This window comes from Halochromatium glycolicum, assembly GCF_016584085.1.
Lineage (GTDB): Bacteria > Pseudomonadota > Gammaproteobacteria > Chromatiales > Chromatiaceae > Lamprobacter > Lamprobacter glycolicus.
The window spans coordinates 55,135-72,448 of the sequence record NZ_NRSJ01000022.1 but is presented as its reverse complement, the minus strand read 5'-3'; the positions used below and the strand labels follow the sequence as shown (position 1 = coordinate 72,448).

At 65.0% G+C, this 17,314-nt stretch carries 20 protein-coding genes; 10 read left to right on the top strand and 10 right to left on the bottom strand.

Going from position 1 to position 17,314, the window contains the following annotated elements; all coding sequences use genetic code 11:
- The first annotated feature begins 205 nt into the window (after positions 1-205).
- The 4 genes from glyA (at position 206) to CKO40_RS13200 (ending at position 3,975) form a co-directional block, all read left to right on the top strand.
- On the top strand, positions 206-1,462 hold the full coding sequence (glyA, locus tag CKO40_RS13215) for a serine hydroxymethyltransferase (RefSeq protein ID WP_200346691.1): 1,257 nt from the start codon (positions 206-208) through the stop codon (positions 1,460-1,462).
- 45 nt (positions 1,463-1,507) lie between these two features.
- A complete protein-coding gene (nrdR, locus tag CKO40_RS13210; RefSeq protein WP_200346690.1) occupies positions 1,508-2,020 on the top strand; it encodes a transcriptional regulator NrdR in 513 nt (170 codons plus the stop codon).
- A gap of 35 nt (positions 2,021-2,055) precedes the next feature.
- Positions 2,056-3,156, top strand: a complete 1,101-nt coding sequence (gene ribD / locus CKO40_RS13205; RefSeq protein WP_200346696.1) for a bifunctional diaminohydroxyphosphoribosylaminopyrimidine deaminase/5-amino-6-(5-phosphoribosylamino)uracil reductase RibD — start codon at positions 2,056-2,058, stop codon at positions 3,154-3,156.
- A 507-nt stretch (positions 3,157-3,663) separates the two neighbouring features.
- The gene (locus CKO40_RS13200) at positions 3,664-3,975 is read left to right on the top strand and encodes a DUF1244 domain-containing protein (protein ID WP_200346689.1); all 312 of its coding nucleotides are present in this window, start codon (positions 3,664-3,666) and stop codon (positions 3,973-3,975) included.
- 254 nt (positions 3,976-4,229) lie between these two features.
- Here CKO40_RS13200 and CKO40_RS13195 read toward each other — a convergent pair whose 3' ends face one another.
- Positions 4,230-5,978 (bottom strand): cation:proton antiporter domain-containing protein, encoded by a 1,749-nt coding sequence (locus tag CKO40_RS13195; RefSeq protein WP_200346688.1) that lies wholly within the window; start codon positions 5,976-5,978, stop codon positions 4,230-4,232.
- A gap of 206 nt (positions 5,979-6,184) precedes the next feature.
- Between CKO40_RS13195 and CKO40_RS13190 the strand changes: the two genes are divergently transcribed.
- Positions 6,185-7,048, top strand: a complete 864-nt coding sequence (locus tag CKO40_RS13190; protein ID WP_200346687.1) for a class II glutamine amidotransferase — start codon at positions 6,185-6,187, stop codon at positions 7,046-7,048.
- 262 nt (positions 7,049-7,310) lie between these two features.
- On the opposite strand, the gene CKO40_RS13185 is transcribed toward CKO40_RS13190, so the two are convergent.
- From CKO40_RS13185 to CKO40_RS13175, 3 genes are all read right to left on the bottom strand, one after another.
- Positions 7,311-7,523: a hypothetical protein gene (locus tag CKO40_RS13185; protein ID WP_200346686.1), complete on the bottom strand. Its 213-nt coding sequence runs from the start codon at positions 7,521-7,523 to the stop codon at positions 7,311-7,313.
- A gap of 30 nt (positions 7,524-7,553) precedes the next feature.
- Positions 7,554-7,850: a TusE/DsrC/DsvC family sulfur relay protein gene (locus tag CKO40_RS13180; protein ID WP_200346685.1), complete on the bottom strand. Its 297-nt coding sequence runs from the start codon at positions 7,848-7,850 to the stop codon at positions 7,554-7,556.
- Between the two features lie 279 nt (positions 7,851-8,129).
- On the bottom strand, positions 8,130-8,915 hold the full coding sequence (locus tag CKO40_RS13175) for a DUF3050 domain-containing protein (RefSeq protein ID WP_200346684.1): 786 nt from the start codon (positions 8,913-8,915) through the stop codon (positions 8,130-8,132).
- Between the two features lie 393 nt (positions 8,916-9,308).
- Between CKO40_RS13175 and CKO40_RS13170 the strand changes: the two genes are divergently transcribed.
- Positions 9,309-10,808, top strand: coding sequence for an alanine/glycine:cation symporter family protein (locus CKO40_RS13170; RefSeq protein ID WP_200346683.1), 1,500 nt, complete (start codon positions 9,309-9,311; stop codon positions 10,806-10,808).
- Positions 10,809-11,015: 207 nt separating this feature from the next.
- Here the strand turns inward: CKO40_RS13170 and CKO40_RS25360 are convergent, their stop codons facing one another.
- The 5 genes from CKO40_RS25360 to CKO40_RS13145 form a co-directional block, all read right to left on the bottom strand.
- Positions 11,016-11,369 carry a type II toxin-antitoxin system PemK/MazF family toxin gene (locus CKO40_RS25360; protein WP_420827380.1) on the bottom strand — a complete coding sequence of 118 codons (354 nt, stop codon included), beginning with the start codon at positions 11,367-11,369 and terminating at the stop codon, positions 11,016-11,018.
- Positions 11,366-11,590, bottom strand: coding sequence for a DUF2281 domain-containing protein (locus CKO40_RS13160; protein WP_200346681.1), 225 nt, complete (start codon positions 11,588-11,590; stop codon positions 11,366-11,368). The genes CKO40_RS25360 and CKO40_RS13160 overlap by 4 nt, the downstream gene beginning before the upstream one ends.
- Positions 11,591-11,817: 227 nt before the next feature.
- On the bottom strand, positions 11,818-12,444 hold the full coding sequence (ruvA, locus tag CKO40_RS13155; RefSeq protein ID WP_200346680.1) for a Holliday junction branch migration protein RuvA: 627 nt from the start codon (positions 12,442-12,444) through the stop codon (positions 11,818-11,820).
- Entirely contained in the window at positions 12,441-12,977 is a 537-nt protein-coding gene (ruvC, locus tag CKO40_RS13150) for a crossover junction endodeoxyribonuclease RuvC (protein ID WP_200346695.1), read from the bottom strand. Before ruvC ends, ruvA begins: the two co-directional genes overlap by 4 nt.
- A gap of 11 nt (positions 12,978-12,988) precedes the next feature.
- Positions 12,989-13,738, bottom strand: coding sequence for a YebC/PmpR family DNA-binding transcriptional regulator (locus tag CKO40_RS13145; protein ID WP_200346679.1), 750 nt, complete (start codon positions 13,736-13,738; stop codon positions 12,989-12,991).
- 286 nt (positions 13,739-14,024) lie between these two features.
- On the opposite strand from CKO40_RS13145, the gene zapD reads away from it, so the two are divergent.
- Both zapD and yacG read left to right on the top strand, forming a co-directional pair.
- Positions 14,025-14,792, top strand: a complete 768-nt coding sequence (gene zapD, locus CKO40_RS13140) for a cell division protein ZapD (RefSeq protein WP_200346678.1) — start codon at positions 14,025-14,027, stop codon at positions 14,790-14,792.
- Positions 14,793-14,929: 137 nt separating this feature from the next.
- Complete coding sequence (yacG, locus tag CKO40_RS13135) at positions 14,930-15,151, top strand: DNA gyrase inhibitor YacG (RefSeq protein ID WP_200346677.1); 222 nt, start codon at positions 14,930-14,932, stop codon at positions 15,149-15,151.
- Between the two features lie 43 nt (positions 15,152-15,194).
- On the opposite strand, the gene CKO40_RS13130 is transcribed toward yacG, so the two are convergent.
- Positions 15,195-16,397, bottom strand: a complete 1,203-nt coding sequence (locus tag CKO40_RS13130; protein ID WP_200346676.1) for a TraB family protein — start codon at positions 16,395-16,397, stop codon at positions 15,195-15,197.
- A 191-nt stretch (positions 16,398-16,588) separates the two neighbouring features.
- Here CKO40_RS13130 and CKO40_RS13125 point away from each other — a divergent pair, with 191 nt between their 5' ends.
- Together CKO40_RS13125 and CKO40_RS13120 are read left to right on the top strand one after the other, a co-directional pair.
- Positions 16,589-16,978 carry a hypothetical protein gene (locus CKO40_RS13125; protein ID WP_200346675.1) on the top strand — a complete coding sequence of 130 codons (390 nt, stop codon included), beginning with the start codon at positions 16,589-16,591 and terminating at the stop codon, positions 16,976-16,978.
- Complete coding sequence (locus CKO40_RS13120; protein WP_200346674.1) at positions 16,975-17,292, top strand: DUF3301 domain-containing protein; 318 nt, start codon at positions 16,975-16,977, stop codon at positions 17,290-17,292. The genes CKO40_RS13125 and CKO40_RS13120 overlap by 4 nt, the downstream gene beginning before the upstream one ends.
- Positions 17,293-17,314 lie beyond the last annotated feature (22 nt).

Here is a 17,314-nt window from a genome sequence, read left to right as displayed (position 1 = left end):
TGAGGGGAGAACAAGCCAGCTTCATCAAAGCGTTGCTCTGCAGCGAGGCGTCCATGCGTCCAGAGATCTTCAATGCCGGTCTCCGTGTCTTGTCAGCTGCCATCTCCGAGGATGGCGGGAATTGCTGCGGCAATCCGGCAGCATTCGCGTTCGAGGGCGGTAACGCGCTATACTCGATCGTTTTGAGTTTTCCGAGGGTGTTCCAATGTTCGACGCCAGCATGCAGATCACCGGCTACGATGACGAGCTCGCCCAGGCCATCCGCGACGAGGAGCGCCGCCAGGAAGAGCACGTCGAGCTGATCGCGTCCGAGAATTATGCCAGCCCGCGCGTGATGGAGGCGCAGGGCTCGGTGATGACCAACAAGTACGCCGAAGGCTATCCGGCCAAGCGCTATTACGGCGGCTGCGAGTACGTCGACGTCGCCGAGCGGCTCGCGATCGAGCGCGCCAAGACCCTGTTCGGCGCCGACTATGCCAACGTGCAGCCGCACTCGGGCTCGCAGGCCAACGCGGCCGTGTTCATGGCCCTGTGCCAGCCCGGCGATACCGTGCTCGGCATGAGCCTCGCGCACGGCGGCCACCTGACCCACGGCGCCAAGCCGAACTTCTCGGGGAAGATCTACAACGCCGTCCAGTACGGACTCGACCCCGAGACCGGCGAGATCGACTACGCGCAGGTCGAATCCCTGGCGCGCGAGCACAAGCCGAAGATGATCATCGCCGGCTTCTCGGCCTATTCGAGGGTCATCGACTGGCAGCGCTTCCGCGCCATCGCCGACGAGGTCGGTGCCTATCTGCTCGTCGACATGGCCCACATCGCCGGCCTGGTTGCCGCTGGGGTCTATCCGAGCCCGGTGCAGATCGCCGATGTCACCACGACGACGACGCACAAGACCCTGCGCGGGCCGCGCGGCGGGCTGATCCTGGCCAAGTCGAATCCGGACCTCGAGAAGAAGTTCAACTCGCTGGTCTTCCCAGGCACCCAGGGCGGGCCGCTGATGCACGTGATCGCCGCCAAGGCAGTTGCCTTCAAGGAGGCCCTGGAGCCGGCGTTCAAGGACTACCAAAAGCAGGTCGTGCTCAACGCCCAGGCGATGGCCGAGACCTTCCTGGGGCGCGGCTATGACGTCGTTTCCAAGGGTACCGATGACCATCTATTCCTGGTCAGCTTCATCGAGCAGGGCCTGACCGGCAAGGATGTCGATGCCTGGCTCGGCAGTGCGAATATCACCGTCAACAAGAACGCCGTCCCGAATGATCCGCAGTCGCCGTTCGTGACCAGCGGCATCCGCATCGGCACCCCGGCGATGACCACCCGCGGATTCGGCCTCGACGAGGCGCGCGCGCTCGCCGGCTGGATGTGCGATGTGATCGACGGGCGCGGCGACGAGGCGGTGATCGCCGAGACCAAGGCCAAGGTGCTCGATCTGTGCAAGCGCTTCCCCGTTTACCCCCGCTGATGGAAGCGGCTGCCCTCCGCGGCCTTTGATGCGCGGGCTGGCTGGATGCGCTGCCCGTACTGCGGAGCCCAGGACACCAAGGTGATGGATTCACGACTCTCCGGCGACGGCGATCAGGTGCGCCGGCGGCGCAAGTGCGCGGTCTGCGGCGAGCGCTTCACCACCTACGAGGCGGCCGAACTCAATCTGCCGCGGGTGATCAAGCGCGACGGGACCCGGGTGCCGTTCGACGGCCGCAAACTGCGCAGCGGGCTGATGCGTGCCGCCGAGAAGCGCCCGATCAGTACCGAGGACGTCGAGGCCGCGATCGCGCGCATCAACCGCAAGCTGCTCGGTGCCGCCGACAGCGAGATCAGCTCACGCGAGATCGGTGAGCTGGTGATGGAGGAGCTGCGCGGCCTCGATCAGGTCGCCTATGTGCGCTTTGCGTCGGTCTATCGGAAGTTCGAGGACGTCGCCGCCTTTCGCGAGGAGATCGAGCGCTTGGAACGTCATCCGGCGCCGGAGGTGCGGCGCGCCCAGCTCGATCTGCTCGACCAGCTCGATCAAGACTCGTGACCGCAGGGGTGTTAGGGGAGGTCGCGCTCGGGATGATGGCGCGAGCGGTTCAGCTTGCCGAGCGCGGCCGCTACACCACCGACCCGAACCCGCGCGTCGGCTGCGTGCTCGCCCAGGGCGATCGGATCATCGGCGAGGGCTGGCATCGGCGCGCCGGTGAGCCGCATGCCGAGCGGCTCGCGATCGATGCCGCGGGCAAGGCGGCGCGCGGTGCAACAGCCTATGTGACCCTCGAACCCTGTTGCCACCATGGGCGCACGCCGCCCTGCACCGATGCATTGCTCGAGGCCGGGGTCGGTCGGGTCGTGGTCGGTATGGAGGACCCGAACCCGATCGTCCATGGGCGCGGGCTCGAGCGCATGCGGGCGGCCGGCGTCGACGTCATCACGGGCGTCCTGGAAGCCCCGTGCCGGGCATTGAACCCGGGCTTCGACAAACGGATGCGGCTCGGATTGCCGTTCGTTCGTGTCAAGTCGGCCGCCAGTCTCGACGGGCGCACCGCGATGGCGAGCGGCGAGAGCCGTTGGATCACCTCCGAGGCGGCGCGCACCGATGTCCAATGGCTGCGCGCCGGCGCCTCGGCCATCGTCACCGGCGTTGGCACGGTGCTCGCCGATGATCCCTCATTGAACGTGCGCCTCTCGCCGACGCTGATCCCGGCGCTCGCACCGGACGAGCCGGTGCGTCAGCCCCTGCGGGTGATCCTCGACAGCCAGCTGCGCACGCCGCTCGATGCGACCCTGCTCCAGCTCCCGGGCGCGACGCTGATTGCGACCTCGGAGACCGATCCGCGACGGATCGCCGCGGCGACTTCAGCCGGGGCCGAGGTCTGGGTCGGCCCCGCCGATGCCTCGGGGCGCGTCGAGCTCGAGGCGCTGCTGCGTTACCTCGCCGAGCGCGAGATCAACGAGGTCCTGATCGAGGCCGGCCCCACCCTTGCCGGCGCCGCAGTGCAGCAGGGCCTGGTCGATGAGCTGGTGCTCTATCTAGCACCGCATCTGATGGGCAGCGCCGCGCGCGGGCTGTTCGAGCTCGACGGTATCGAGTTGATGAAGGATCGGTTTCCGCTCGAAATCATCGATGTGCGCGCCGTCGGGCCGGACCTGCGTCTGCGCGCAAGGCCCGGATTGCCTTAGCCGCCCTATCGAAACAGCCGCTTGACTCGCGCAACCTCACAGCAACTGCGGTCCAACGGTGACGCCCGAGTGCATCGCGTCAGAAATGCCGAGACCCTTTTCCTTCCATCTGGCTCTCAGCGCTGTAGGAGCCCGCTTGCGGGCGAGCAGGCCGCGCTCGCGGCGGCGAAGATCGCCCGCAAGCGGGCTCCTACCCCACGACCATTGGCGGCAGCGACAGTCGGTCTCGGGATTTCCGCTACCCTGCATTAGTCTTGCCGGATGCTACTTGCGATCCGTGACTGGGCCTTGTGCATTCCGGCCGCGAGTGAGCACCAATTAGGTCCTGGGCCGATGACGATTGGGCCAAGTGTTCTGTAGCCTCATCTATTGTCTCGACTGATGTGATCCGGACACCAAGAAGCCGCCAGATACTGGAAATAGGCGGCTCCTCCGTCTGGATTGGTCCCGGCGGAACGATAAGGTTTGTCCCCGGAAACGAATTTGTCTGACAAACGCGGAGTGATGATGGACGAGCAAACCCGAATCGAGATCGAAGCGGCGGCCTTCCGCCAGCTTGTCGCCCACTTACAGCAGCGCACCGATGTGCAGAACATCGATCTGATGAACCTCGCCGGGTTCTGCCGGAACTGCCTCTCGAAGTGGTATCGGGCGGCGGCCGAGGAGCGCGGTGTCGAGCTGAGCTATGACGAGGCCAGGGAGCGCATCTACGGGATGCCGTATCCTGACTGGAAGGCGGCCTATCAGACCGAAGCGACGCCAGAGCAGAAGGCGCGCTTCAGAGAGACAGCGCCGCTGCATGCCTTTGGTTCGGATTGAGTCATTGGGTTACCCTGCAGCAACGGTCGCAAGCCTTTTCCGGGTAGCGCGCCGCTATGCTGGTTAGACGCCCTAACAGAACGCCTCCTGTAGCCAAAGAGATCAGGGGGTTGCACGGGTCAAGCGGCCGCTTTGATAGGGCCCCTTAGAGCAAGTGGTGCAGCAAGGCTCGGTCTGTGATCGATTGCTCGGCAAAGTGCACCGTCGGGTGCCGCGCCTGCGGGATCAGCCTGCCCGAGATTCAAATCACTTGATCAATTGACCGCGTCCTGCTGCTCTGAGATCGCCGGCTGTTCGCCGACCTCGGAGCGCACCATGGCGTAGTCGCCGCCGCGTGCCTGCTGCACCATCTGCTCGGCGGTCTCGTCGGCGAGGCCGAGGCCATCGAGCGTCTCGGCAGCCAGCCGCAGACTGGCCTCGACCGCCTCCGGGAAGGCGCGGCTGGCCCCGGCCCGGAACAGCGCATCGCAGGCGGTCAGATCGCGGGCGCGGGCGACGATGGTGACCTTGGGCGCATGATGGCGCACCAACGAGGTGGCCTCGATGCTGGCGCGGGTCTCGGCGATGGTCAGTACGACCACCTTGGCCTGCTCGACCTTGGCCGCGGCCAACAAGGCAGGATTGCGGATGTCGCCGTAGTAGACCGGCTGTCCCTCGGCCTGCCAGCGGGCGACCAGCGTCGGGTCCTGCTCGAAGGCGATGAACGGGATGCCATGGCTGGTGAGCACCGCGCCGATGGTGTGGCCGACACGGCCATAACCTGCGACCACCACCTGCGGCGGCTGCTCGCCCTCGGACTGATAGCGGAAACGCTCGTGGATGTCGGCATCCTCGTCCGGTATCCGGGCCGCGAGCCAGGCGCCTATCCGGACCATCAATGGGGTCAGCAACATGCTGCCAGAGATCAGCGCGACCGCGAGGGTGAAGATGGCCCCATCGATGATGCCGAGCATCTTCGCGGCCCCGAACAGGATGAAGCCGAACTCGCCGGCCTGGCCGAGCAGGAAGGCGACCTGGACCGCGCCGCTATGGGTGGTGCCGAATTGTCGGCACAGCAGATAGATCAAGACGACCTTGATCGTCATCAGCGCCAGCAGGTGCAGCGCGAAGATGAGCGGCTGCTCGATCAGTACGCTGAGGTCGAGCGACATCCCAACGGCGACGAAGAACAGGCTCATCAGCAGCCCCTTGTGGGGCTCGATGCTGGCGTGGATCTGGACGCTGTAGCGTGAGCTCGAGAGCATCATGCCCATCAGGAAGGCGCCCAGCGCCATCGACATCCCGGCCTTGTTCATCCCCCAGGCGGCGACGAAGACCGCCGCGAGCGTGACCAGGAAGAAGGCCTCGCGGTTGGCCTGACGCGCCAGCAGATCCAGCGCCAGCGGCACCAGATAGCGGCCGGCGATGATGACGCCGGCGAGCATCAGCGCGATCAGTCCGAGCTGCTCCCAGAGCACTGAGCCGGCGATCGCCGATCCGGTCCCGGCCGCCAGCGGCAGCAAGGCCAGCATCGGCACCACCGCGATGTCTTGCATCAGCAGCACCGCGAAGGCGTTCTGGCCATGCGGGGTGGCGATCTCGCCTTGCTCGTAGAGCATCTGCATCACCAGCGCCGTCGACGACAACGCCAGACTGAAGCCGATCAGCAGCGCCACTGGCCAGCCGGCGACGAAGAGTCGGAAATAGAGCGCCAGCACGAGACCAGACAGCAGGATCTGCAGCATCCCAAGCCCGAACAAGGCCCGGCGCATCTCCCAGAGGCGGCTCGGATGTAACTCGAGCCCGATCACGAACAGCAGCAGCACCACGCCGAGCTCGGTGAAGTGGCGCAGGTCCTCGACATGGCCGGTGACCGAGGGCCCCGGGGTGTAGGGGCCGATCAGCACCCCGGCGACGAGCAGGCCGAGGATCGAGCCGAGGCCGATCTGACGAAACAGCGCGACCGCCGCCGCGGCGGCGACCAGCAGCAGCACCGAGGATTGGACGAAGGATTCGGGGTCCACGAAAGAGCGTTGGCTCCAATGACAGCCAGCTGAGCGATCCCGCGATCATATACCGATCATGAGCAACCGCGCGCCCGGAGCGGGAACAGCCAGCGGCAAGCGTTTGCCCTGCACGGCAGGATGGCACAGAATCGGCAGGTTGGAGCGCAGGGTGGATTCTTAATCGAAGGACGGGCCGGCTGCCCAAGTCTGGGGTTCGGATTACGATGTGCGAGCTGTTTGCGATGTCGAGTCGGGTGCCGGCGACGCTCGGGTTTTCGCTCGAACGGCTCGCGCGGCATGGGGGCGCCGAAGGACCGCATCGCGACGGCTGGGGCCTTGCGTTCTATGAGGGAGGCGACTGTCTGCTGTTGCGCGAGCCGCGCCCGGCCAGCGAGAGCCCGCTGATGCAGTTCATGGAGCGGCAGGGATTACGCACCAAGCTTGGCCTTTGTCACATCCGGCTCGCCACCTTCGGTGCGCTGGCGCTGCGCAACACCCAGCCGTTCGCGCGCGAGCTCGGCGGTACCATGCATGTGTTCGCCCATAACGGCGATATCCCGACGCTCGCCGATCAGCGCCGGAGCGGTCCGGCGCGCTTCATGCCCGTCGGCGATTCGGACTCGGAGCTCGGCTTCTGCGGTCTGATGACCGCATTGGCGCCGATCTGGGATGAGGCCGCGGGTGCGATCCCTGATCTGGCTACGCGGCTCGCCGTGATCGCCGATTACGCGCAGGAGCTGAGGGCGTTGGGCCCCGCAAACTTCATCTACTCCGACAGCGACGCGCTCTTCGTCCATGCCGATCGGCGGACCCAACCGGATGGCCATCTGCGGGCGCCGGGTCTCTACCTGCTGCAGCGCTACTGTTGGCGAACGGCGCCGGAGCTGCATGATGCGGGCGTCAACCTGACCTCGATTCGGCAGGATGTGGCCTTGGTGGCCAGTGTCCCGCTCACCGATGAGCTTTGGGAGCCGTTGGGGGAGGGCGATCTGATCGCACTCAAGGACGGGCTCTGCTTCGGCGCAGATGGGAGACAGGTCGAGCCCGAGGAGGCGGCTGGCCGTGAGCCATTGCCTTTGACGCACTAGTGTGCCAGAGCGCCGAACCCCGAGACCGATCGCCGCTTCCCGCAATAGCCCTGAGGTAGGAGCCCGCTTGCGGGCGACTAGGCCGCGCTCGCGGCTGCCAAGATCGCCCGCAAGCGGGCTCGTGCTCGACCACCTTGAACGCTAGATCGCCCGCAAGCGGGCTCCTACCCGGCCACCTCACACTCGTTGAAGACTCCGCGGCTTGCGCGAAACGACCGTCCCTGGCCGCAGTTGGGGTGGCGCTTGGACCACCCGGAAGTCCTCACTGCTCAGTGATGATCAGCTCGGGATAGTAGGTCTTCGAGCGATCCTGAGCCGCGAGCTCCTCGGCCTTCTTCTCGGCCTCGCCATAGGTCATCTCACCGTCGAGATGCCCCTTCTCAAACTTGGCCTTGCTGCGCCAGCCGATCCGGTAGCCCGGATCATTGGCTCGCTTCCAGAGTGGATCTCCCGTGAATGAGAGTTTGCCTGCCATCGTCTACTTCTCACCTCGTTGATTTGCCCATCAGACGCAGCCTGTGGGCTTCGGCAAACCACCCCATTTGCAGATGAGCTTCATGGGGCCCTTCTTGAAGATGTTATAGAGTTCCTTGGTCGAGACGCCCTGCTTCTTGGCGAAGATACGAATCGGCGGCACGACGCCGTCGTTGTCGTACATGCTGCGGGCCTCTCGAATGAGCTGCATCACCTGCTCATTCATCTCGAACTCGTCCTGCTGGGCGAGCTCGACCGCGAGCTCCTCGCTCCAGTCATCACGATTGACCAAGAAGCCTTCATTATCGAGTGCGACTGCGACAGCCATCTGTTGTCCTCACGATCTTTGATTACTGCATGGGAAGTAGGTTTGTCTTCCCTAGATGGCCTCGCAGTCCCCGGATTCTACCTTATCGGCGATAGGGCTTTGAGCGGAATCGATACCCTGGGTCAGGATACCCTCGTCGGGCTCGCTCACGCGGCCGTTCCCAATCTGCCCGCCCGATAGAGTCAACCGCACTGAATCCGTACAGACCCTTTTGGTTTTCCTGCATCGCTGCTGCCAGAATCAAAGGGGTCAGTGCTCGCATCAGGTTGGATGGCTATATCAGCCGCTTTCACCGCGCCTGGTGCGCACGGCCTCGAGCACACCATCCCAAAACCGAATCCGGGCGCAGATTGCCTCCTCGGCGGCGATAGTGGCCTCCTCGAGCCGCTCAGGGTCGTCGCCGCAGAGCTGATCGAGCATCGACATCGACAGCGGTCCATGGAAATCCTCGTCGAGATGGATATGACGGTTGAGATAGTGATGGAAGGCCGGTGCGTCCTGCGCAGTGATGCCCATCTTGTCGAGCAGGGAACGGAACATCTGCGGGATCACCCGTTCGCGGCCGACCGCCAGTGCCGCCGCGACCGCATGCGGCTTGTCCTCGCGGATGAAGCAAAAGGTCGTCTCGGTGAAGTAGCGGGACGGCAGCGGCACCAGGTCCGAGTAGAGGGCGGCGTCGAGCCCCTGCTCTTCGACCAGGGCGATGAAGCGTTTCGGGTTGTCACCATCCGCGCCGATCTCGTGCATGGCGCGGCAGTAGAACTCGAAATGGCTGCTGTAGCGCACGCCTGCGGCGTCATTGTCGATGCTGTCCGATTCCTCTTCGAGGGTCAGCTGGTTGATGAAGTAACGGACAGCGGCATCGCCGCGCGGCACCCAAGGGACCTCTGTCGGCGCGAGGGTCGCCTGCAGATACTTGATCAATGACATGAAGTCCCAGACCGAAAAGGCGTGGTGGCTCATGAAGACCCGTAGGTCATCGATGTCCTTGAGCTCCGAGTAGATCGGATGCTGGTTGAGCTCCTCGATCAGCGGTTGGATCGGCGTCAGGTCCGGTGCTGCCATGTTGTGACCTCTACAAGTCGTAAGTCGTGAGCTATCCGCCCGAATATACGCCCGAACGGGCGTGGTCCAAGCCGAGTCTCGTCGAAGCCTGCCTCGCGAGCATACCCGCCGCGCCGCCGTCGCCCGCGTCGAAAGGCTTGACCTCCTCGGACAATGATGCGCTTGAACCCGATCGGGACGCACGCCGGCGACGCAGGCCAGCGACGCACGCCGGCGGAGGGCGAGAGGTCGTCTCAGCGCAACGCCTGGCGGTTTGTCGCGGGCGGTTTGTCGGCCGGGCTGAAGCCGACAGCACCCGAGCACCCGGTGTGAGGGGTGAGCGGCCTGCTGTGGCCCGTGTATAGTACGGCGCTTTGCCGTTTCTTAGGCTCAACCAGAAGAACGGGGGCACCGATGGAACAGGTTTCGCAGGTCATTGGCTCGATCAACGGGTGGGTCTGGGGGCCGCCCATGCTGATCTTGATCTTGGGTACCGGTCTCTATTTATCGATCGGCCTGAAGGCGATGCCACTGCATCGGCTCGGCTTTGGCTTCCAGATGCTCTGGCGCGGGCGCAAGGAGCAGGGCAGCGGCGACATCACCCCGTTCAACGCGCTGATGACCTCGCTCTCGGCGACCATCGGCACCGGCAACATCGCCGGTGTCGGCACCGCGCTGGCGATCGGCGGACCCGGGGCGCTGTTCTGGATGTGGATCACCGCGCTGGTCGGCATGGCGACCAAGTACTCTGAGGCCGTGCTCGCGGTGCGCTACCGCGAGGTCGACGAGAACAACAACCACGTCGGCGGCCCGATGTACTACATCCGCAACGGGCTCGGCCGCAAATGGCTATGGCTGGCAACCCTGTTCGCAATCTTCGGCGCCGTCGCCGGCTTCGGGATCGGCAACACCGTTCAGGCCAATTCGGTCGCCCATGCCCTGGAGACCAAGTTCGGCGTGCCCGAGCTCTGGACCGGGCTGGCATTGGCATTGCTAGTCGGGCTGGTGCTGATCGGCGGCATCCGCTGGATCGCGCAGGTCGCCGGCAAGCTCGTGCCCTTGATGGCGCTCGCCTATCTGGTCTCGGGGCTGATCGTGCTGCTGCTCAACGCCGGCGAGGTCCCGGGCGCGATCGTCACCATCGTCGATTACGCCTTCACCCCGTCCGCTGGGGTCGGCGGATTCGCCGGCGCCTCAGTGATGCTCGCATTGCAGATGGGGGTCGCGCGCGGCATCTTCTCGAACGAGGCCGGCCTCGGCAGCGCCCCGATCGCCCATGCCGCCGCCGAGACCGATAGCCCGGTGCGGCAGGGCACGGTGGCGATGCTCGGCACCTTCCTCGATACCCTCATCATCTGCACCATCACCGGCCTGGTGATCGTCGTCTCCGGGCAGTGGAAGGCGGACAACCCGGACTTCACCGCCTGCGTCGAGCAGGGCGGCGTGGTCGAGGAGCGGGTCGACAGCTCCTGGATGATCCGCAAGCCGAGCACTGTCTGCACCCTCGAGGCCGAGGACGGCAGCACGGTCGAGCACAATCGCGGCATCACCGGGGCGGCCCTCTCGGCGATCTCGTTCGGCGAGGAGCTGCCCGGCACCGGCGCCTATGTGGTCTCGATCGGGCTCGCGCTGTTCGCGTTCACGACCATCCTCGGCTGGAGCGTCTATGGCGAGCGCTGCGTCGAGTACCTGTTCGGCGTGCACGCGATCATCCCGTTCCGAGTCGTCTGGGTGCTGGCGGTACCGATCGGCGCGATCACCCAGCTCGACTTCGTCTGGCTGCTGGCCGACACCATGAACGCGATGATGGCGATCCCGAACCTGATCGCGCTGTTGCTGCTGAGTCCGGTGGTGTTCCAGGTGACCAAGACCTTCTTCGCCGAGCGCCGGCAGGCCGCGAGCGCTGGCCGCTGAGGCAGGCCGCCTTGGCTGAAAGACCTGGCTAAAACAGCCGCTTGAGCGGCTGCAGCCTCTGCGGCTTCGCCAGCGGCGGAGGTGCACAGCATCGCGCTCGACTCGTTGACGCTCAGCCGCCCGCGCCAGGACCGGCCGTTGCGCTCGGGCGGGGGTTGCGGCCCGGCCGGTCAGCTCGGCGCTGTTCGTGCGTCGATAACGCTCCCGTTATTCGTCCCGGCACTCGATCCAGTGGCTGAGCCCATGTCTTGGCTCGCAAAGCCTGGTCTCGGACACACAACCGAGCTGACCTAACAGCAACGACCCGTCCAGCACTGCCAATCGAGAGAGCCGGAATACACTCGCTACCTTAAGCCCAGTCGCGGCGAACCCGTCATCGTCGGGGGTTAGCACCCAATCCAGGCCCGGCTGAGCATGATTCAGCCGTGAGGACACCATGCACACAAGCCAGTCATCATGGGTATGATCAAGTCGGCGTAATAGGAGCACCGGCCGCTTCTTGCTATGCGTCAGATCGGTAAAGGGGAATGGCATCAGCGCAATCTGACCGGCGCGCTTCACTGCCAGCGTTCCTTGAGATCATCCTCGCAGTAGACGTCGGGCTCGTCTTCCAGCCCACGCATCGCTTGCTCGAGGCTCATGGCACGGAAGTGCTGCTCTGACCAGTCAGCCTGCTCATGCTTGCCATAGCGTTGCTCCAGGAACATCACGAAGTCCATGACCTCCTGCTGACGTGAAGCCGGCAGACGGCTGACCTTCACAATGAGTTCTTCAAGCTGCATCGATCTGCCCTCACCGGAACTAAGGCGATTTCTGTCAAAGCTCATACCGCCTTGCTGGTCTTTTCGCTCGCCTTCTTCGTCGCGCCGCCGGTCACATAGCCCGGCTATGCTCCCGGCGACGCTCCTCGAAGGCAAACGACAATCCTGCGCAATTCGGTACGAGCTTTTCCGGCAATCGCCTAAGACCTTGCCTCCCCCGCCAACGCACAACCGAAGCGCCCCCAGACTCACCCAGGCGTCACCGCCCGCAACGCCGCCCGAATGAGCTCCTCTGAGGTCTTGGCCCCATCATCGACCGCCCGCGCCATCCGATTCGCCTCGGCCGGCTTGTAGCCCAGCGCGACCAGCGCCCCAATCGCATCGGTCAGCGGATCATCCGCCGGCGCAGCAGTCACCGTCGCCCCTCCGGCACCGACCCCAGACGCCCCGATATCCCCAACCCCAGAACCGAGCTCGGCGATGCGATCCTTCATCTCCATCACCAACCGCTGCGCCGTCTTCTTGCCGATGCCCGGCAGCCGGCTCAGCATCGCGATGTCCTCCTGCTCGACGCACTGCGCGAAGCGCTGCGCATCCATCCCCGACAGGATCGCCAGCGCCATCTTCGCCCCAACGCCGGTCACCCGCAGCAGGGCCCGAAACAGCGCCCGATCATGCGCGCTGCGGAAGCCGTAGAGCACATGCGCATCCTCGCGGATCACCAGATGCGTGAGCAGCGTCACCGACTCACCGACTGCTGGCAGATCATAGAAGGTCGACATCGGCGCCTCGACCTCATAGCCGACACCGCCGACATCGATCAACACCTGCGGTGGATGCTTGGCGGCGACCTCACCGCGCAGCCGGCCGATCATGGGCGAAAATCCCGCCAGCTCGCCGCCGCGCGCTTGCGCTGCGGGATGCCCATCGAATGGGCATGGCAGAGCGCGATCGCCAACGCATCGGCCTCGTCCTCGCCGGGCGCATCATCCAACGCGAGCAGCACCCGCACCATATGCTGCACCTGCGCTTTATCGGCATTGCCCGAGCCGACCACGGCCAGTTTCACCGACTTCGGGCTGTACTCATGCACGATCACCCCGCCCTTCAGTCCCGCACAGAGCACCGCCCCGCGCGCCTGGCCGATCTTGAGCGCAGCGGTCGCATCGCGGGCGAAGATCAGCTGCTCGACCGCCATCTCGTGCGGGCGATGCTCGCTCACTAGCGCCGAAACCCGATCGAAGATCAGGCCCAACCGCTCCGGCCAAGCATGCTGTCCGACGCGCACACAGCCGCGTGCAACGCAGACGCTGCGCTGACCATCGGTGTCGATAACGCCGTAACCGGTGTTGCGCGAGCCCGGATCGATCCCGAGCACCCGATGACGGAGCGACGCCCCGGCGGCCATCGAACCGAGGCTCAACTCTCGAGGCTCGCCATGATCTCGTCCGAGATGTCGGCGTTGTTGTAGACCTCTTGGACATCGTCGAGGTCTTCGAGCGCATCGACCATCTTCATCAGCTTGGCTGCTCCCTCAGCGTCAAGCTCGATCTGGGTCGCCGCGTTGAAGGAGACCTCCGAGACGCTGGTGTCGAATCCAGCCGCGGCGAGCCCCTCACAGACAGCGCCGAATTCCTCCGGAGTGGTGATCACATCGAGCGAGCCATCGTCATTGACGACGACATCCTCGGCACCGGCCTCGAGCGCTGCCTCCATCACGGCATCCTCGTCCGTTCCAGGCTGAAAGCTGATCACCCCTTGCTTCGTGAACAGGTAGGCCACCGAGCCATCGGTGCCGAGATTGCCACCGTGCTTGGTGAAGGCGTGGCGGACCTCGGACGCGGTGCGGTTGCGATTGTCCGTCATGCAGTCGACCATCACCGCCACACCGCCGGGCGCATAGCCTTCGTACCGGATCTCTTCGTAGTGATCGCCGTCGTCGGCCCCCGCTCCGCGCTTGACGGCGCGATCGACGGTGTCCTTCGGCATATTGGCGGCGAGCGCCTTGTCCATTGCCAGCCGCAGGCGCGGATTCGCCGTCGGATCGGGCCCGCCCTCGCGGGACGCGACCGTCACCTCGCGGATCAGCTTGGTCCAGACCTTGCCGCGCTTCTTATCCTGCGCGGCCTTTCGATGCTTGATATTGGCCCATTTGCTGTGACCGGCCATGTGACTCCCTCGGTATTAGCTCGAACGCACCGGCCCTTGGCTGAAGCGCCAACAGGCGGCGGGAAGAGAAGCAGCGAACGGGCAGAATGCATTGCGGCGCTGATCCGCCCAAATCGCTCAGTCTACCATCGCCGCCTGCATCCAAGCAGCAGCGAGGGCTGAGCAGTTCCTTTACCAAGCATCAGCGATGCCGCAGAATCGACGCCTCAGAGGCACAGAGCTCGACGGTGTTTGGACCGACCGTCAAGGCTGCCACGCGACCTGACGTACGCGAGGAAGACGTATCGTGACCCAAGAGATGATCTTCGAGCATCCGCTGAACGAGCGCATCCGCACCTTTCTCAGACTCGAGCATTTGCTCGAGAAGGTGGAGTACTTCGTCGCGCAGTCCGAGCAGTGGAGTACGCGAGCGGCTATCGAGGCGTTGCTGGACGTCGTCGCGATCACCGCCCGCGCCGACATCAAGACCGAGTTGCTCAAAGAGATCGACCGCAACCTCTCGACGCTGGCGCGGGTGCGCCATCAACCGGGTGTCGATCCAGCGGCGCTCGAGGAAGTGGTCGGCGGTCTGGACAAGGCCGCCGCCGGTATCCACGACATCGCCGGGCAGATCGGCTCGAACGCCCGCGACGACGAATTCCTGAAGGCGGTCGCGCAGCGCAGCAGCATCCCCGGTGGTGCCTGCAGCTTCGATGTGCCTCTCTATCATCATTTCCTGACCCAGCCCATCGCGCAACGGCGCGCAAGGATTGACCAATGGTTCGCCGATATGAATCCGGTTCATGATGCGATTCGGCTGGTGCTCTCGCTTGCCCGCACCAGTGCGACCCCGCGCTCGCTGACCGCCGAGGGCGGCTTCTTCCAGGAAGCACTCGACAACCAGGCCCCGGCGCAACTGTTGCGCGTCGGCGTGCCGGAAGAGTGGCCGGTCTATCCCGAGATCAGCGGACACAAGAACCGCTTCAGCATCCGCTTCATGCGGGCGGAACCGGGCAGTCGCCCGGTCCCATCCCAAGACGATATCCCATTCCGGCTCACCTGCTGCGTCTTCTGAGGCCCCCGAACGATCATGGCGGCCAGCCATCCCGGAGAATGAGACGATCACACAGGTTTTTGCACGGTAACGCTCATCGCACTTTGCCATCCGGACGATGCATCCCGCATCCCCCACGGTAGCCGCCTCCGACCCTCATGCCGACCACCGTATCTTGCCCCACCTGCGGTAAGCAGGTCATCTGGAACAGCAAATCGCGCTGGCGTCCTTTTTGCAGCGAGCGCTGTCGCCTGATCGACCTCGGCGATTGGCTGGACGAGTCGCACCGCATCAGCGACAGCGGTATCGAAACAGACGGGCCCTCTGACGGGGCTCCTTGGCCGAGCGCCGACGCTAGCGACGACACGCCACGTCACTGAGGCCAAGTGCACTCGAATTCTGAGCGCTCCAAGCGTTTGCGGCTCAGCCAACCAGTCGATCGATCAACCGAAAACCGGCGAGATAGGTGCCGAGCGCGGAGCCGAGCGTGCTGAAGATGAACACCAGCAGCACGCGGGAGACGCGATTGTGCCACCAGCCGCGGAGCCGGGTGACGTCGTCGCGCAGGCTGCTGAAATCGCCGACGCTCGGGCGCCGCAGCAAGAGCTCCAGGCCGCCGGCGACCATGCCAGCGCCGATGGTCGGATTCAGCGAGGTCAGCGGCGCCGCGCAGAACGCGCCGAGCACGGTCAAGGGATGCGCCGCGGCCAGCAGTGTACCCAACGCGGAGAGGCCGCCGTTGATCAGAACCCAATCACCGACCATGTTCCAGCCGAGCTCAGGGCTGCGGGTGAAGCCGTAGACGAAGACCGACAGGATCAGGATGACGACTAACCATGGGAAGGCACGCCAGAAGCGCGACGGTGGCGGCACCTCATCCAGTGTAGCGATGGTCTCGTCGGCGGACTCGTCATCGGCCAGGTGCTGAGCGACGCCTTTGAGGTGGCCGGCCCCGATCACGGCAAGGATATGCTTATACCCATGCGTCGTGGCCTCCTGACGCAGGCGTGCGGCCATGTAGCGGTCGCGCTCGGCAATCAATGGCGCGAACAGGTCCGCTCGATCCTGAGCGAATTCGGCGAAGGCCGTCTCGAGGATATCGCCCTGCTTCAGCTGCTCGACCTCTTCCTCGGTCACCTGCTCACGGGTGAGCAGCCCGGCGAGCAGGCCGCTAAACAGGTTCAGTCGCTTGAAGAAGCCGAGCCGGTGTGCCACCCGCCGCAGCGTCGTCCCGATCTCGCGGTCGATCAGGAGCATCGGCCGATGGGTCGCCTCGGCCAAACGGATTGCCGCCCGCTGCTCGGCGCCCGGCTCGATCCCGAACTGATCCGCGATCCGCTGCTGATAAGCGCCCAACGCGAGACTGGCCGCAACCATATAGACCCGCTTCTCGCGGATCACGGCGAACAGGTCGAGGCGCGCAAGCGCATCGGGATCGGTCATCGAAGCGGCGCGGCTCGCACAGAGCTCGACGGCGATGGCGTCGACATCGAGCCCGTCGTCGCCGAGCAGCTCGGTCACCTTATCGGCACTCGCACGCGAGACATGCGCGGTGCCGAGCAGGGTCACACGGGTCCTACCGATCGCTGTTTCGATGAGGGGCTCTTCAGGCGGCTGGTCACTCACGAGGTCTTGCGGATCAATCAGCAGAGGAGAGGTGCATGATAACCCAGCGAAGGGGTTCGGCCAGGGACTGGCATCGGGGACCTGAAGTCGCCTATGATCGCGAGGTGGATGAGCGAAGGCGCCCCCTCGGCTGTAGCCGAAGACCTGACTGCGGAGCTGGCAGCGCCGTCGCGCTGTGGCCCTGGCTGGCGTTGCTCATCGTGCTCGCTGGGCCCGGCTGCGGCCCGGTCAAGGATGATGCGAAGCGCAACGCCCTCGACAACACGCTACGCAGTTACCGGCAGGCGATCCGTTGGGGTCAGTTTCCCGCTGCAGCCGGCTTCATCGGCCCGGATGGGGGCGCTGAGATCGACCTGAGCAACATCCGCGTCACCGGCTATGAGGTCATCCAGCAGGGCGTCATCGGCCCCGACGACAGCGCCGTCCAGCTGGTCCAGATCGACTACGTGCTCGAGGACCGTCAACGGCTGGAGCAATTGATCGACCGCCAGCTCTGGCGCTATGACGAGCAGAGCGGCGCCTGGTGGCTGGAATCCGGCCTCCCGCGCTTCGTTGCGCCCGATGCGAGTGATACGCGATGACCGACCACCTGCTCGCACTGCTGCTCGTGCTCGGCGTCGGCTGGTTCTGGCTCGATTCAGCACGAGCACGCGAGATGGCGGTCGGACTCGCCCAGCGTGCATGCCGCGAGCGGGACGTGCAGATGCTCGACCAAGCGGTTGCGTTGCGCCGCATCGGGCTGCGCTGGCTGCAGCGGGGTCTGCGGGTCCGCCGTGTCTATCGATTCGAGTACAGCGAGGAGGGGATCGGGCGCCGCACTGGCTATCTGGTGCTGCTTGGTCTGCAACTCGAGGAACTGAGCCTGGGCCTGCCGCAGGTCAGCACCGACGCATAGGCAAAGACCGGACGCTGATCCA